The sequence below is a fragment of the Enterobacter sp. J49 genome (genome assembly GCF_002148625.1).
GTDB classification, from domain to species: Bacteria; Pseudomonadota; Gammaproteobacteria; order Enterobacterales; family Enterobacteriaceae; genus Enterobacter; species Enterobacter ludwigii.
Genome location: NZ_MWPY01000033.1, coordinates 392,353 through 407,884 on the forward strand (window position 1 = coordinate 392,353; position 15,532 = coordinate 407,884).

Genomic DNA, 15,532 nt, shown 5'->3' on the forward strand with positions numbered 1-15,532 from the left:
GTGCTTCTGGCGGGCGAGACGTTCGCCCGCCTGTCACTCAGAAGGTTTCCCAGTTGCTGTCGGTGGCGGTGTTGGCCGTTGCCGGGCGTAACAGCTGTGGGGTTTTCACCGTGGCCGGGCGGGGTGCGGTGGCTTTTTCCTTTCCGTTCAGGCGAAACGCTGCCACAGCCTGGCGCAGTTGTTCCGACTGATCTTCCAGGGCCGCCGCCGCCGTGGCGGATTGCTGTACCAGCGCGGCGTTTTGCTGTGTGACGCTGTCCATCTGCGAAACGGCCAGGCTCACCTGTTCAATGCCGCGGCTCTGTTCATCGGACGCCGACGAAATCTCGCCCATGATATCGGTCACGCGGGTGACGGCCGCGACAATCTCCTTCATGGTTGCGCCCGCTTCGCTGACCTGCTCTGAACCGGTATTCACCCGGCTGACGGAGTTCTCAATCAGCCCTTTGATCTCTTTCGCCGCCTGCGCACTGCGGCTGGCCAGCGTGCGGACTTCACCTGCGACGACCGCAAAGCCACGACCTTGCTCCCCGGCACGCGCGGCTTCCACCGCCGCGTTAAGCGCCAGAATGTTTGTCTGGAAGGCAATGCTGTCAATCACGCCGGTAATGTGCGCAATTTGCTGCGAGCTGTCGGCGATTTCGGTCATGGTACGGACAACGTTATCCACCACGTGACCGCCACGGGCCGCCGTTTCTGAAGCGTTCTTCGCCAGTAGCGTAGCCTGACGGGCGTTGTCGGAGTTCTGTTTAACCGTTGCGGTCAGCTCTTCCATGCTGGCAGCCGTCTCCTCCAGCGAAGCCGCCTGTTGCTCGGTGCGGGCAGACAGATCGTTGCTTCCGGCGGCAATTTCACCTGCGCCTGTGTAAATGGAGTCGGTGCTACCACGCACGGCGCTGACGGTGGTCACCAGCGACTGTTGCATCTCATGCAGACCCGCCGCCAGTTGGCCCATCTCATTGCGGCCAGACAGGGCGATATCCTGCGTCAGATCGCCGCCCGCAATGGCGCGAATATGGTTCATAATCATGTGGAGCGGTTTTAACAGCAGGTGTTGTAAACCCTGCCAGATCACCACCAGCACCGCGATAACGGCCAGGAAGATCGCTGCCAGCGTCCATTGCATCTGGGTAAAGCTGCTCTGGTTCTCTTCGGTTGCGGCTTTCAGCAGGGTGTTGTTTTCGGCGCGCCAGCGGTTATAAACCCCTTCCATATCGTCCTGGGCCTGTTGGGCATCCAGATCGCCATAGGCCTGGTAGTTGTCGGCACGCAGATACGCAATGGAGAGACGCATCACTTCATGCATCTGGCTCCATGATTTCTGCATTTCGTCGGTTAATGCCGCGTTCTGGCCGTTAACCTGCGGCATTTTCTGCCACTCTTTGTTATAGGCTTCAGCTTTAGCCAGAGAATCAGCCGCGGTGCCAAGCAGTTTGTTGATCGCCGCAAGGGACGCCGGGTCGCGCTGGTTTTTCAGGTAGCGGATCGCCACGCGGGTGACGGTGACGCGCGTTTTGATCAGCGTGTTCACGCTGTCGCTCAGGCTCTCCTGCTGGGCATTGAGCACCCCGGAGTTCTGGAAGTTATGGCGGTCGTTGCTGACGGCAGAGTAGAACAACCCTCCCGTGACAACTTGCAACAGACAGAATATGGTGAGAGCAAAGATAATACCGGTAATCACGTGCAGATTTTTCAGCATAGCGGTCGTCCGTTAGAGAAGATGCAGGGTTACACAAATACTATCGTCGTAGAGAAATTAAACTTTAATTTAACTCGCGCTTAACTACGGGGTCTGTTAAGGAACTCGTTGTAAATCCGGATCATTTTTATGAGGAAGGTCGACATGAGCAGCATTGATAAAAGCGGGACGTACGCACTGGGGTCGCGGACGGTTAAACGGCTTGGCTATGGCGCGATGCAGCTTGCCGGGCCGGGCGTGTTTGGTCCTCCAAAGGACAAAAATGCCGCGCTGGATGTGCTCCGCGAAGCGGTGGCTGCTGGGGTGAATCACATTGATACCAGCGATTTTTACGGGCCGCATATCACCAACCAGCTGATCCGCGAGGCGCTTCATCCGTACCGCGACGATCTGACGCTCGTCACCAAGATCGGTGCCCGTCGCGGCAGTGATGCCTCCTGGCTGCCGGCCTTCTCCGCGCAGGAACTGACGCAGGCGGTACATGACAACCTGCGTAATCTGCAGCTGGATGTGCTGGATGTGGTTAATCTGCGCATCATGTTCAGCGCACACGGGCCAGCAGAAGGCTCAATTGCTGAACCTCTCGCCACGCTGGCCGAGTTACAACAGCAAGGTTTGGTGCGCCATATTGGCCTGAGCAACGTCACGGCCACCCAGGTTGCGGAAGCGCAGAAGATGGTGCAGGTGGTGTGTGTGCAGAACATGTACAACATCGTGAACCGTGGCGATGATGCGCTGGTGGATTCGCTGGCGCAGCAGGGGATTGCGTATGTGCCGTTCTTCCCGCTGGGCGGTTTTACACCCCTGCAATCATCCGGGCTGCAGGCGGTCGCTGATTCGCTGGGCGTAACGGCAATGCAGGTCGCGCTGGCGTGGTTGCTGCAACGTTCGCCGAACATCCTGCTGATCCCCGGCACCTCCTCCGTGGCGCATCTGCGACAAAATCTTGCGGCGGCGGAGCTGGTGCTCCCGGCTGACGCGCTGGAAACGCTCGATTCGCTGGCGGATTAAGCCAGACAGGCATAAGCCCAAAGCAGTGCTTTGGGCTTTTTTGTCCCTCTTGAAACCTGAATGTCGCTGCCGCAGGCGTTATCTGGCTATTCTTTCGCCGATGCGCAGGATACGGCTGAATTAAATCCGCTCACACTTCAATGCGTTTGGGGTGACCCCCGTAAAGGACCTTGATCCTTGTCCATAATCCGTAATACTGTATTTATATACAGTATCTGGCGAGAAAGGCATTTATGGACACTCTCTTTTCTTATTATCCAAAGCAACCCCTTGAATTACCGTTATTTGTAGAACGCGTAGCGTGTGGTTTTCCAAGCCCGGCACAGGATTATGTGGAAGATCGTCTCGATCTTAACCGCCTGGCCGTCAGGCATCCCAGCGCGACCTACTTTGTGAAGGTGAGCGGAGACTCGATGATCGGCGTTGGGATCGGCGATGGCGATCTGCTGGTCGTCGATCGTTCGTTAAACGCCGTGCACGGGGATATTGTGGTGGCATCCGTCGCGGGTGAGTTTACGGTCAAAGAGCTGCAGACCCGCCCGATCCTGAGGTTAGTGCCGCATAACGTTCGCTATCAGCCGATCACGTTTCAGTCCGAAGAAGAACTGCAGATCTTCGGTGTTGTCACCCACACACTCAAAACGCATAAACATGTTCGCACTGGTTGATGTGAACAGCTTTTATGCCTCCTGCGAGACGGTGTTTCGGCCCGATCTGCGGGGCAAACCCGTGGTGGTGGTCTCCAATAACGACGGCTGCATTATTTCGCTGTCGCGGGAGGCAAAGCAGTTCGATATAAAAATGGGCGAGCCGTATTTCAAATTCAAAGAGAAGCGCTTTCCCGCGCGGGTTTACGTCTTTAGCTCGAACTATGCGCTTTACGCCGATCTCAGCAGCCGGGTGATGCAGACGCTGACCGATTTCGCCCCGGCCATAGAGATTTACTCCATTGATGAGGCGTTTGTGAACGTTGCTGGCATCAGCAACTGCATGGCGCTGGAGGCGTTTGGTCATCATATGCGCACGCAGGTGTTTAAAAATACGGGATTAACCGTTGGCGTAGGCATTGCCCCCACGAAAACGCTGGCGAAGCTGGCCAACTATGCGGCAAAGCGGTGGAACAGCACGGGAGGCGTAGTGGATTTATCGGATCGCGAGCGGCAGCGTAAACTGCTGGCGCGCGTACCGGTAGAGGAGGTGTGGGGCGTCGGGCGGCGCATTACCAAAAAACTTAATGCGATGGGCGTCACCACGGCGCTGGAGCTGGCACAAGCTTCCTCGTGGGTCATTCGCAAACATTTTAACGTTGTCCTGGAGCGCACGGCGCGCGAGCTGCGCGGCGAGCCCTGTCTTGATCTGGAAGAGTTCACGCCCACGAAGCAGCAGATTATCTGTAGCCGCTCGTTTGGACACCGTATTACGCAATACGAGGAGATGCACCAGGCCATTTGCGCCTACGCTGAACGGGCTGCGGAAAAGCTGCGCAGCGAGCATCAATATTGTCGCTTTATCAGCGTGTTTTTGCGTACCAGCCCGCATGCGGACAACGAGGTTTATTACGGCAATCAGGCGTCTGTCACCCTGATGACGCCCACCAATGACTCGCGCGATATCATCCGTGCCGCCACCGATGCGCTGGGGCGCATATGGCTTGACGGCTATCGCTACATGAAAGCGGGGGTGATGCTGGCGGACTTTTTCAGTAGCGGCGTCGCCCAGCTGAATTTATTTGACGATAACCGTTTGCGCGCCAACAGCGCGGCGCTGATGGCGCTGATCGACAGCGTGAATCATTCCGGGAAAGGGAAGATATGGTTTGCCGGGCAGGGGATTGAGAAATCCTGGGCGATGAAGCGCGAGATGTTGTCACCGGCTTATACGACGCGGTACGCGGATTTGCCGGTAGCGAAGTAGACGCCGGTTATTTGGCAAGCGTCGGCAGGATTTGTTCGATCACCTGTATCACGCTTCTGACGCGTTGTGGGATAAAGCGGGCGTCGGGGTAGACGGCATAGAGATACCGGTCAGGTAACCGCCAGGCCGGTAATACCGGCACCAGCGTGCCGGCTTGCAACGCCTTTGCCGCAAGCGGCAGCTGCATGCCGCCAATCCCGATGCCTGACTCCAGCGCCTGTAACAGGGCGTCACTGGTGTTGGCACGAAAAACGGTATGCACTTTCACGTCAATTGTTTCCTCACCGGCGATCAACCGTAGAGGCGCATCCCGCGGGATGCCGCTAAATCGCACATGGGGATGTGCCGCCAGTTCGCTGACGGAGTGTACCGCCTGAAAGCCGGGAGCAGCGAACAGCGCGGTTTCAATCCGCATCAGAAGACGTGCCGCATGCGATTGTGGAGGTTCAGCGCTAAGGCGTAGCGCGACATCCACCCCTTCGCTCACCAGGTCGGCGATGCGGTCATCCAGGGACAACGTCAGGTGCAATGCCGGATGCAGGCGCTGAAGCGCCAGCAGAGGGGGCAAAACGATCTGCCCCAGACCGCTTGGCAACTGAACATGGACGCTGCCCTGAAACTGATGATCGGCAGGATTCAACCGTCTCTCCGCTTCCTGCATGGCATCCAGCAAAAGCTGCATATCACGGCGATAACGTTCACCCTGCTCGGTGAGCTTCATCATTCGCGTTGTCCGATGCAGTAATACCACCCCGAGCTCCTGTTCCAGGGCGGCAATCTGCTGGCTGACGGCAGACTGCTTCATTCCGCTCTGGCGAGCGGCTGCCGAAAAGGAACCCGCTTCTGCGACGCGCAGAAAGGTGGAAATGGCGTTGAGCTTATTGTTCATTTAATGTTTTTTCTTATAAGTGCCATCGAATTCAGGGGATATGTAGGGAAAAAATAATATATCACACTGTGTCTGTCACCCTAACTGGAGAAACACCGTGAATAAGATGCAGCCACAAAACGTCGCGCTGGTCGCTGGCGCCAGCGGGATCGTAGGCAGACAGCTCGTCAAAACGCTCCTGGACAACAAATGGCAGGTGATTGGCCTGAGCCGCCATGCCTTATCCCATCCTGATGCTATTTCGCTGATCAACGTTGATTTACTGGATGCGGAGGATAGCGCCAGGGCTTTGCAAGCCGCTGGCGAGATCACCCATATTTTTTACAGCGCCTGGATGAATGCCGGGAGCTGGACGGAAATGGTTGAACCGAACGTCACGATGTTGCGCAACCTGGTCAGCAATATTGAAAAAACGGCACCTTTGCAGACGGTAAGCCTGATGCAGGGATACAAAGTGTATGGCGCGCACCTGGGACCGTTCAAAACCCCGGCACGCGAAAGCGATCCGGGCGTACCCGGGGCAGAATTTAACGCCGCTCAGCTCGCGTGGCTCCGTGATTTTCAGCGGGAAAAACGCTGGCACTGGAATGCCATCAGGCCAGGCGTGGTGGGCAGTTCGGTGCCAGGCAATACCATGAACCTTGCGCTGAGCATCGCACTGTATGCGTCCCTGTGTAAGGCTCTGGGTTTACCTCTGCGTTTTCCCGGTTCGGAACAGACCTGGCACAGCATTGTTGATCATACTGACGCCGGATTGCTGGCGGAGGCAACGCTGTGGGCAGCCACATCACGTAGGGCTAACAACCAGGCTTTCAACGTGAATAATGGGGACATCTGGCGCTGGAGCGAGCTGTGGCCGCGCATCGCACGCTGGTTTGAACTGGACTCTGCGCCGCCGGTCAGATTGTCATTCCATCAGCTGTTTAAGGACTATCGTGCGTTATGGCGCGACATTGCCGGGGATCGGTTGGTGGAGGCGGATATTTTGCAGCTGAACGACGGGCATTTTGCCGATTTTGTCTTTAGCTGGAATTACGACATGTTTGGCGACGGCAGTAAGCTCCGCCGGTCAGGGTTCACGCGAATGCAGGCAACCGATGAGATGTTTTTCAGCCTGTTCTCGCAGCTAAGAGCGGCACGTATTATTCCGTAAAAAAAGGGGAATGCGTTTCTGACGGCAGTAAAAAACGCGAACCCGGATGCAGGGGGTAAAGAGCGCTCAATGTTCACTTTCTGGAATAAGGCCAGAGGAGCTGGCCAGTTCATGACAAAGCGCGCCAATTCGATCCACCGCATTCAGCAGGAGGGGCGTGGGTTCGTTGGCACAATTTAATCGCAGGTAATTCGTTAAGTGTGCGCGGGGGGAGAACAGCGGCCCGGGGCTAACGCCAATGTTCAGTGCCAGCGCGCGGCGGTGCACCTCCAGTGCATTCACCTGGTGTGGAAGTTCAACCCACAACAGGAAACCGGCAGCCGGCACGTTAACGCGCGTGCCGGGAGGGAAGCTTGCCTTGACGCGCGCAATGACGGCACCAATCCCTTCTGCGATGCGCCGCTTTAGCCGCCGCAGATGACGATCGTAGTCTCCACTGGCCAGGATTTCGCTCGTTGCGGCCTCAAACAGCGGCGCGCCTGCCCAGTCTCCGGCCATACGCGCCTGCAGGACCTGGGCGTGGTAACGTCCGGCCGCAATCCAGCCGATGCGCCATCCGGGCGCAAGCGTTTTAGACAATGAACTGCAGTAAATGACATTCCCGCTCTGGTCGAACGCTTTACAGGCCGGAGGACGTTGCCCTTCGCCGACCAGATCGCCATAAACATCGTCCTCAATTAACGGGATGCCTGCATCTTCCAGCAGGGCAACCAGTTCCTGCTTGCGGGTGACGGACATACTGGCACCCAGCGGATTTTGCACGGTGGGCGAGGCCAGAACGGCCGCTGGATGATGGCACCGAATAGCATCGGCGAGCGGCGCCAGCAACAACCCTTCTTGAGGATCGGTTGGGATTTCCAGCGCCTTCAGGCCCAAATCTTCCAGCAGCAACAGCGTACCGAAATAGGCGGGTTGTTCTATCGCCACCACGTCGCCAGGCTGGCACACAGCCCGCAACGCCAGACGAAGCGCCTGTGTCGCGCCAGCGGTGATGATGAGATCCTCTGCACCAAAACGGCCGCCCCACTGCGCTGCCCGGGCGGCAATCTTACTGCGCAAATCAACCCGTCCCGGAGGCAGGCTATAGCTTTGCCCACGCGCTTCCAGACGTCGACCTGCAGACTGCAGCGCACGTTGCAGGGTATCGCCTGGTAGCCACGCGGGGTCGGGCAAGGCAGCCCCCAGCGGTACCAGCCGGGCTTCTGCACTACTGAATAACGATCGCGCGACGGCTGACATTGTCACAGGCACGGGGCCGGGCAGGGAACGGGTGGGCTGCACGCATCGGGACAGGCGGGTCTGACGGACGTAGTAGCCCGAACGCGGACGCGCAACGATCAGGCCTTCGGCCTCAAGGCAGCGGAGTGCTTCCAGTGCCGTCGGGAGACTGACCTGTTCGCGCTCGGCCAGTTTACGTGCAGAGATCATCCGGTCGCCGATTTGCAACGCGCCTGAAGCCAGCGTAAGACGCAGCATCTCAGCAATCCGACGGTAATGGGGGGACGTGGCGGCCATGGGGATCTGTGCAGTCAAATTTTCGATAAAACTGACTATACAGCCAATGAAGTGCCCCATCTATAGTGTCCGGCATGTTCCAGACAAGGAGGCACTATGCACAGCGACAATTTCGATATTTCTGCCTATTTCAGGCGCATAAACTATACCGGCCCGGCGGCTGCCGATACTGCAACCCTGCATGCGCTGATGCGCCATCAGCTCTTTTCGATACCCTTTGAAAATGGGGATGTACAGGCGGGTAAAGTCGTTTCGCTGGTCCCCGAAGACATTGCCGATAAGCTGTTGAGGCAGAAGCGCGGCGGTTACTGCTATGAGGTGAATGGGCTATTTGCGATGGCGCTGGAGGCATTGGGCATTCGCTGGCGTTTTGTCGCGGCGCGCCCGATGTTCTACCCGGTGCGTCGGCCTAAAACCCATATGGCACTCATTGCTGAGATTGACGGTCGTCAGTGGCTTTGTGACCTCGGGTTCGGTAGCTACGGCATCCGTGCGCCGATGGCGTTAGACATGCTTGATACGGATATCCGGCAGGATTTCGACACGTTCCGGCTGACCCGTAACGCTGAGGGTGAGTATCTGCTTCAGGCATGGGTGGAGGGCAAATGGGCCAGTCAGTACGGCTTTGACCTCTCTCCTCAGGAGTGGATTGATTTCGTGCCTGCCAACTACCTTAACTCCACGCACCCGGACGCCATTTTTGTGCAGAAGCTGCTCGTCGTACAGCATCGCCCTGAAGGACGCCAGATTTTGCTGGGTAACGTGCTGAAAACGATCACCGCGCAGGGCGTGGAAACGCAACAGCTGGCAGAAGATGATATTGCCTCTGTACTGAAAAATTGTTTTGCGCTGACGGTTGAGTGATCCGCAGGGGGACGCTGGACTGTATCGAGTCTGCGCATGCGTCCCCGGCTTATCATCGACAATGCGGACTGTTAAATACAGAGGCTACCTGAGACGTCTTCAGGGCAGAAACCGTATCCGCTACGTAAAAAGCGTCGTAATAATCAACCCTATAATATACAGGGAAAGGATGCCCTGGATGCTACTTAAAGCCCACCGCAAGTAGCGCCACTGGTAGCGTTCTCTGGCATTGGCCTCGGCAATGGGGCCGGTAGCGTCAGGGGCTTCTTTTCTGAAGCGCTGCAGGGTTTGATGACACCACCACACCAGCAGTAATACCAGCACGGTTTTCGTGAGCAGTGAGCCATAAGCATTGAAAAAAACGTCCCAGTAGCAACGGAGTGTATCCATATCCTTTTACCTGTAACTGTGAGGCCCATATGACGAAGAGGGGCAATATTAGGGAATTATTTTTTCTTATTCATCATCGCTTTTAGATCGGCAAACGGGTTGAAAGTGGCCACGCCCATGTCTTTTTGCGCGTCTTCACCCGCCACAACGGTAGTACCGTACTGATCTGCTTCGGTGTATTTCGAGTGTTCATGGTCGTGGCAAAACAGGCACAACAGCTCCCAGTTGCTGCCATCTTCCGGGTTATTAGTATGATCGTGATCGATATGGTGAACCGTGAGCTCGCGCAGGTTTGAATAGACGAACTCGCGTGAGCAGCGTCCACAGACCCAGGGATAGATTTTTAATGCCTTTTCACGGTAGCCACTTTCCAGTCGCGCGTAGTTTTTAGGGATCAGAGCCATTGCCGGTTTTACCTGCCAGGGAAAAAGAAAGACGCACTATATCTCATTATGGGGCGTCATTGCGATCCGCTCAATTCAGTCAATTTATTTGAATTATTCCGTTAAATAAAGGGCATTTATTCTCCCCGGGTAATGCGTAAAGTAGAGATAACGCAAAGCATCATCAGGATATCTCGTTATGAAAAAGATCGGCTTTTTGTCATTTGGTCACTGGACACCGTCACCCCAGTCCGGCACGCGTTCCGCGGCGGACACCCTGTTGCAATCCATCGACCTGGCCGTCGCCGCTGAAGAGCTGGGCGCAGACGGTGCCTATTTCCGTGTGCATCATTTTGCCCGTCAACTCAGCTCTCCGTTCCCCTTACTGGCGGCGATCGGTGCCAAAACGAAAAGCATCGAAATCGGTACTGGCGTGATCGATATGCGCTATGAAAATCCGATGTACATGGCGGAAGATGCGGGCGCGGCGGATTTAATCTCCGGCGGACGTTTGCAGCTGGGGATCAGCCGGGGCTCTCCGGAGCAGGTCATTGATGGCTGGCGTCATTTTGGTTATGTCCCGCAGGAAGGGGAAAATGAATCAGATATGGCACGCCGACACACCGAGGTACTGCTTGAGGTGCTGCGCGGAGAAGGGTTTGCAAAACCGAACCCACAACCCATGTTCCCAAATCCACCGGGACTGCTGCGCCTGGAGCCACATTCCGAAGGTTTACGTGAGCGCATCTGGTGGGGCGCAGGGTCGAACGCGACAGCGGTATGGGCTGCAAAACTGGGGATGAACCTGCAAAGCTCAACCCTGAAAGATGATGAAACCGGTGAGCCATTCCATATTCAGCAGGCAAAACAGATCCGCGCTTACCGACAGGCCTGGGCGGAAGCCGGGCATACTCGTCATCCGCGCGTCTCGGTCAGCCGCAGTATTTTCGCGCTGATGGACGATCGTGACCGCATGTACTTCGGCGCAAGCCGGAATGACAGCGATAGCGTGGGTTACCTTGATGAGAAAACGCGCGCAATTTTCGGACGCAGCTATGCCGCTGAGCCTGAAAAGCTGATTGAGCAGTTGAAACAGGACGAAGCGATTGCCGAAGCGGACACCTTATTGCTCACCGTGCCGAACCAGCTCGGAGTGGATTACAACGCGCATGTTATCGAATCCATTCTGAAGCATGTTGCACCGGCAATGGGATGGCGCGAGTAGCCATTTTGTTGTGCGTCGGGCACCGCGCGCGAAAGCCGTAACACCTGCCTGTCTCGTCACCGCCGGTAAGGGGGACGAGACAGGTATCTGCGGAGGTTATTCGACTGGCTTATGGCTCATATCGCTCAGCAGCACGGCAATACTTTGCCCGCCCGCCGTCTGTTCGAGGCCAATCTTCACAATGATGGTCAGCGGAACGGAGAGCAACATGCCGACCGGGCCGAGCAGCCATCCCCAAAATATAAGGGACAGAAATACCACCAGCGTGGACAATCCCAGACCGCGCCCCATCATGCGTGGCTCAAGAATATTCCCGAACACCAGGTTAATCACCAGATACCCGGCCAGCAGAATCAGCGCATCATAGAACCCACTGAACACCAGCACCTGCAGAATAGGGGGAATAGCGGCCAGCACCGAACCGATGTTGGGGATATAGTTGAGCGCAAAGGCCAGTAATCCCCAGACGAACGCAAACCGGACATCCAGCGCCATCAGCATTCCCCAGACCACGGCCCCGGTGACCAGGCTAATGGCGGTTTTCAGGACCAGATAGCGGGAGACGCTATCCAGCGCGCGTTGAATCGCTCCCATGCCTTCAACCGGACGGACCATTATTTGCTGCAGTTTTGCGGGCAGTTGCGGCACTTCCAGCAGCATGAACACCACCGTTAAAAACAGCAGGAAAATCGAGGTCATGGCGTTAGAGAGCTGCGCCAGCAGGCCGGTGACGAGGGTCATGGCGGCATTCGGATCAATGTACTTCAGCAACTCCTCAACGGACACTTCGATTCCCGCACGCTGCAGCCAGGGTTCAAGCTGCAACAGCGGTATCGCCAGCGACGAGCGGTATTTCGGTAACGTTCGCGTCAGTTCATTCAGGGAGGTGCCGAGATAAGCGACCAGCAGCACCATGGCAATAATAATGATGCTGATAAGCATCGTGATTGCCAGCACGCGCGGGATGCGGAACCGCGTCATGCGCTGTATGAGCGGGTTAAGGATCACCGCAATAAACAGGGCCAAAATAAACGGCACGATGATGTCGGCGGCAAAACGAACGCCCGTCAGTATGATCACCAGCATGCCCAGCATGATGACAATTTTTAGCCCGTTCAGGGTAATGATGGGTTTAGCCATGGGGGTTCCTGAATAATATTTTTATTTATAATAAAGGCGAAAGCCGTTTCAATAAACTAACCAAAATCAAACGGGATGGGTAAAGAATTGAAAAGACTTTGAGTAAAAGCCTTACTTATGGTACAAATTTGGCGTGTTCAACTACCGAGGACAATTTTCATCCGCAAAGACGAGAAGCAACAACGCGGATAATTGTAATTTTATGGACAATTTGTTCAGGACGTATTCTTCAAACAACACCGCTGTATTTTTCACTTCCTTCTGCCTTCTTTCTGGTGAGCAACACTGGCGCAACGCGCTATAGTCACATCTTCTGCCTGAGCTGGCGCTACGCGCTTAGCTGTCTGATTTAATTTCATATTTTTGGGTTTGCTGCACGCAGCAGGCCACGATGGATTATATTCTCAAGCAGGAGAAAAACATGTTTTACTGGATTTTATTAGCCCTTGCTATTATCGCTGAAATTACCGGCACGTTGTCGATGAAATGGGCAAGCGTCAGCGATGGCAATACCGGCTTTATTTTAATGCTGGTGATGATTTCACTTTCCTATATTTTCCTGTCGTTTGCAGTGAAGAAAATTGCGCTGGGTGTGGCCTATGCACTGTGGGAAGGGATCGGTATTTTGTTGATCACCCTGTTCAGCGTCTTATTATTTGACGAAACATTATCAACAATGAAGATTGCCGGGTTAACGACGCTGGTAGCAGGTATCGTGCTGATTAAATCGGGTACACGCAAACCGACTAAGCAGCCGAAGGAGCAGACCCATGCAGCAGTTTGAATGGATCCACGCGGCCTGGTTGGGGTTTGCCATCGTGCTGGAGATTTTAGCGAACGTCCTGCTAAAATTCTCTGACGGTTTTCGTCGTAAAATTTACGGACTGTTGTCGATTGCCGCCGTACTGGGGGCGTTCAGCGCCCTGTCACAGGCGGTGAAGGGTATCGATCTGTCCGTGGCCTATGCGCTGTGGGGCGGGTTTGGTATTGCCGCCACCCTGGCAGCCGGCTGGGTGCTGTTCGGTCAGCGTTTAAATAACAAAGGTTGGATTGGACTGATATTGCTGCTTGCCGGCATGATCATGATAAAACTCGCCTGATACACGTTAAGCCATTATTTACAGGCAGCGAAATTCGCTGCCTGTATTACTCTTAAAAAAAGCAAAACATTGAAGAGGATGGCTAATGTATCGCACATTAAGCTGGCGCAATATTCCCACCGCGAGAACATTGTTTGCCATGATCTTCATGGCGGGGATCGGCTTAATCATCTCCATTGTCGCGCTGCTCTATTTATCTCTGCACCTGATCAGCACCAAAACCAATGAAATTGACGAGCACCGCACCACGCTTTCCGTGCAGGGTGCGATACAAACGTCGGTTAACCGTGTCTCGACCCTGGTGATTGATAATGCCGTCTGGGACGATGCGGTACGCGAGGTCTACCGCCCAAAGCTCGATACCGAATGGTTATACAACACCTGGGGAGCGGGCTTTAAAGTCAATAACCTCTATGACGGCACTTTCGTGCTGGATGAGCATTTCAACGTCATCTGGGGATCGTTTCAAAGCCAGCCTTTTGCGGAGACGAATCTCGATTTTTTTGGCAAAGGCCTGCAAGCGCTTATTCAGCAGCACGGACGTGAATTACCCAGCCAGAAGAATATTTATGCCGGGATCACCCGAACGCGTCACGGCGTCGCGTTTGTCGGAATAGGGCTGATCCGACCCATGATCGGGCGATTGCAGGTTAACGACGGTACACGCCGCTATCTGGTGATTACCCGCCATTTGAATGGCGGCATATTATCCGATCTGGGGCAGACCTTTCAGATTGATAACCTCAACTTTACCCCGGATAAAATCAACAGTCTGAGTATGCCGCTGCGCAGTTCTGCAGGGGAGTTACTGGGGTACCTCAACTGGCAGGCACGCCTTCCTGGCGCGCAGGCGGCCCGGGCCGCATCATCCGATATTACGCAGATAGTGGTGCTGGCATCGGTGCTGATCCTGCTGTTCATTATGGTGAGCTGCGTGGGCCTGTACAAACTGGCCCGCGGAGAAAGCCAGGCGCGTCTGGTCGCCAGAACGGACTGGCTAAGCCATCTGCCGAACCGCCGCGCACTCATTGAAGCGCTGGACCGCGTGAGTTTGCGTGGTGATATTGACGTCAAAAGCGTGGTGTTTATCGATCTGGATGGCTTCAAGGACGTCAACGATATCTACGGCCACAGCGTCGGTGACGATCTCATTGTGACCATCGCCAAAACGCTGAATGAATGCGTTCCACCGGGCGGGATGCTGGCGCGCATGGGAGGCGATGAGTTTGCCATGACCATCGGCGGTGAAGGGGCAGAAGCGCTGGCGACCACCTTTGCCGAATCGGTACTGGATTTTCTCAATACCCCTATTCGTCTGGGGGAGCGCACTATTCATATCGGCGCCAGCATCGGGATTGCCAGCGGAACCCTGATTGAATGCACCAGTTCCGAGCTGTTTCGCCGCGCCGATATCGCCATGTACCATTCCAAAATTAGCGGGAAAGGGCGTGTCACCCACTATGACGCGGCGCTGAATAACGCCCGGGAACGCAAGCTTGCGATTGAAAACCAGATCCGTAACGGACTGGAGCGAGACGAGTTTGAGGTCTGGTACCAGCCGATTATTGACGCCCGCAGTCAGAAAATGAGCAGTGTGGAAGCGCTGGTTCGCTGGCCGCGTCGTCCGGAAGGCGAACTCGGTCCAGATACCTTCATTTCCATTGCGGAAACGAGTGGGCTGATTTACAAACTGGGTCAGTTTGTTTTGCAGCGTGCCTGCCAGGATCTGGAGCCGTACAGCGAATTGAAGCTCTCCGTTAATATCTCCCCGGCGCAGTTTCGCGACCCTGAATTCGAAGAAAAAGTGGCCTGGGTTCTGGAAAGCACCCGTTTCCCGGCCAGGCGACTCCAGCTCGAAGTCACGGAGACCTATGTGCTGGAAAACCCCGAGCGTGCCCGCACGGCGATTGCCAACCTTAAAGCACTGGGCACCGCGGTGGCGCTGGATGATTTTGGCACGGGCTATTCGAGTATTGGCTATTTGCGGCGTTTTAATTTCGACACCATTAAGATCGATAAATCACTGGCCGGGCTGGTGGACAACGATGAGCAGGCAGCGGCGCTGGTGAGCGGCACGGTGAGGATCGCCAATGCCCTGGGCATGGCGGTGGTCGCTGAAGGGGTGGAAAACGAAAAGCAGATGAAATTGTTACGGCTGGCTGGCTGCGATCAGCTGCAGGGATTCTGGTTCAGCCAGCCGATGCCGATTGAATCAATCAGGGCGTTACGTCAGGTCAGACAGTGCTGAG

The 15,532-nt window shown here is 55.5% G+C and carries 15 protein-coding genes; 9 read left to right on the top strand and 6 right to left on the bottom strand.

Features of this window, described 5'->3' with window-relative positions:
• Positions 1–37: 37 nt before the first annotated feature.
• The gene (locus tag BJP35_RS14765) at positions 38–1,699 is read right to left on the bottom strand and encodes a methyl-accepting chemotaxis protein (protein WP_014169836.1); all 1,662 of its coding nucleotides are present in this window, start codon (positions 1,697–1,699) and stop codon (positions 38–40) included.
• Positions 1,700–1,843: 144 nt separating this feature from the next.
• Here BJP35_RS14765 and BJP35_RS14770 point away from each other — a divergent pair, with 144 nt between their 5' ends.
• The 3 genes from BJP35_RS14770 to umuC all read left to right on the top strand — a co-directional run bounded on the left by BJP35_RS14770 (position 1,844) and on the right by umuC (position 4,624).
• Entirely contained in the window at positions 1,844–2,710 is an 867-nt protein-coding gene (locus BJP35_RS14770) for an aldo/keto reductase family oxidoreductase (protein WP_020884301.1), read from the top strand.
• A gap of 233 nt (positions 2,711–2,943) precedes the next feature.
• Positions 2,944–3,378, top strand: a complete 435-nt coding sequence (gene umuD, locus BJP35_RS14775) for a translesion error-prone DNA polymerase V autoproteolytic subunit (protein WP_044866940.1) — start codon at positions 2,944–2,946, stop codon at positions 3,376–3,378.
• A complete protein-coding gene (gene umuC, locus BJP35_RS14780; RefSeq protein WP_047744565.1) occupies positions 3,362–4,624 on the top strand; it encodes a translesion error-prone DNA polymerase V subunit UmuC in 1,263 nt (420 codons plus the stop codon). The genes umuD and umuC overlap by 17 nt, the downstream gene beginning before the upstream one ends.
• A gap of 7 nt (positions 4,625–4,631) precedes the next feature.
• Here umuC and BJP35_RS14785 read toward each other — a convergent pair whose 3' ends face one another.
• Entirely contained in the window at positions 4,632–5,513 is an 882-nt protein-coding gene (locus tag BJP35_RS14785) for a LysR family transcriptional regulator (RefSeq protein ID WP_032678042.1), read from the bottom strand.
• 97 nt (positions 5,514–5,610) lie between these two features.
• On the opposite strand from BJP35_RS14785, the gene BJP35_RS14790 reads away from it, so the two are divergent.
• Positions 5,611–6,666 carry an SDR family oxidoreductase gene (locus tag BJP35_RS14790; protein ID WP_047744566.1) on the top strand — a complete coding sequence of 352 codons (1,056 nt, stop codon included), beginning with the start codon at positions 5,611–5,613 and terminating at the stop codon, positions 6,664–6,666.
• A 66-nt stretch (positions 6,667–6,732) separates the two neighbouring features.
• On the opposite strand, the gene BJP35_RS14795 is transcribed toward BJP35_RS14790, so the two are convergent.
• Positions 6,733–8,241: a PLP-dependent aminotransferase family protein gene (locus BJP35_RS14795; RefSeq protein WP_047744567.1), complete on the bottom strand. Its 1,509-nt coding sequence runs from the start codon at positions 8,239–8,241 to the stop codon at positions 6,733–6,735.
• A gap of 36 nt (positions 8,242–8,277) precedes the next feature.
• Here BJP35_RS14795 and BJP35_RS14800 point away from each other — a divergent pair, with 36 nt between their 5' ends.
• Positions 8,278–9,045, top strand: a complete 768-nt coding sequence (locus tag BJP35_RS14800; RefSeq protein WP_020884297.1) for an arylamine N-acetyltransferase — start codon at positions 8,278–8,280, stop codon at positions 9,043–9,045.
• A gap of 120 nt (positions 9,046–9,165) precedes the next feature.
• Here BJP35_RS14800 and BJP35_RS14805 read toward each other — a convergent pair whose 3' ends face one another.
• Entirely contained in the window at positions 9,166–9,435 is a 270-nt protein-coding gene (locus BJP35_RS14805; RefSeq protein WP_014169844.1) for a hypothetical protein, read from the bottom strand.
• 56 nt (positions 9,436–9,491) lie between these two features.
• Positions 9,492–9,839, bottom strand: a complete 348-nt coding sequence (gene yajD / locus BJP35_RS14810; protein WP_014169845.1) for an HNH nuclease YajD — start codon at positions 9,837–9,839, stop codon at positions 9,492–9,494.
• A gap of 178 nt (positions 9,840–10,017) precedes the next feature.
• Here yajD and BJP35_RS14815 point away from each other — a divergent pair, with 178 nt between their 5' ends.
• On the top strand, positions 10,018–11,043 hold the full coding sequence (locus BJP35_RS14815; RefSeq protein ID WP_047744568.1) for an LLM class flavin-dependent oxidoreductase: 1,026 nt from the start codon (positions 10,018–10,020) through the stop codon (positions 11,041–11,043).
• A gap of 96 nt (positions 11,044–11,139) precedes the next feature.
• On the opposite strand, the gene BJP35_RS14820 is transcribed toward BJP35_RS14815, so the two are convergent.
• Positions 11,140–12,183 (bottom strand): AI-2E family transporter, encoded by a 1,044-nt coding sequence (locus tag BJP35_RS14820; protein ID WP_014169847.1) that lies wholly within the window; start codon positions 12,181–12,183, stop codon positions 11,140–11,142.
• A gap of 421 nt (positions 12,184–12,604) precedes the next feature.
• Between BJP35_RS14820 and mdtJ the strand changes: the two genes are divergently transcribed.
• From mdtJ to BJP35_RS14840, 3 genes are all read left to right on the top strand, one after another.
• Entirely contained in the window at positions 12,605–12,967 is a 363-nt protein-coding gene (mdtJ, locus tag BJP35_RS14830; protein ID WP_025204323.1) for a multidrug/spermidine efflux SMR transporter subunit MdtJ, read from the top strand.
• A complete protein-coding gene (gene mdtI / locus BJP35_RS14835; protein WP_014169849.1) occupies positions 12,954–13,283 on the top strand; it encodes a multidrug/spermidine efflux SMR transporter subunit MdtI in 330 nt (109 codons plus the stop codon). The genes mdtJ and mdtI overlap by 14 nt, the downstream gene beginning before the upstream one ends.
• An 85-nt stretch (positions 13,284–13,368) precedes the next feature.
• Positions 13,369–15,531: a bifunctional diguanylate cyclase/phosphodiesterase gene (locus tag BJP35_RS14840; RefSeq protein WP_014169850.1), complete on the top strand. Its 2,163-nt coding sequence runs from the start codon at positions 13,369–13,371 to the stop codon at positions 15,529–15,531.
• Position 15,532: the final 1 nt, after the last annotated feature.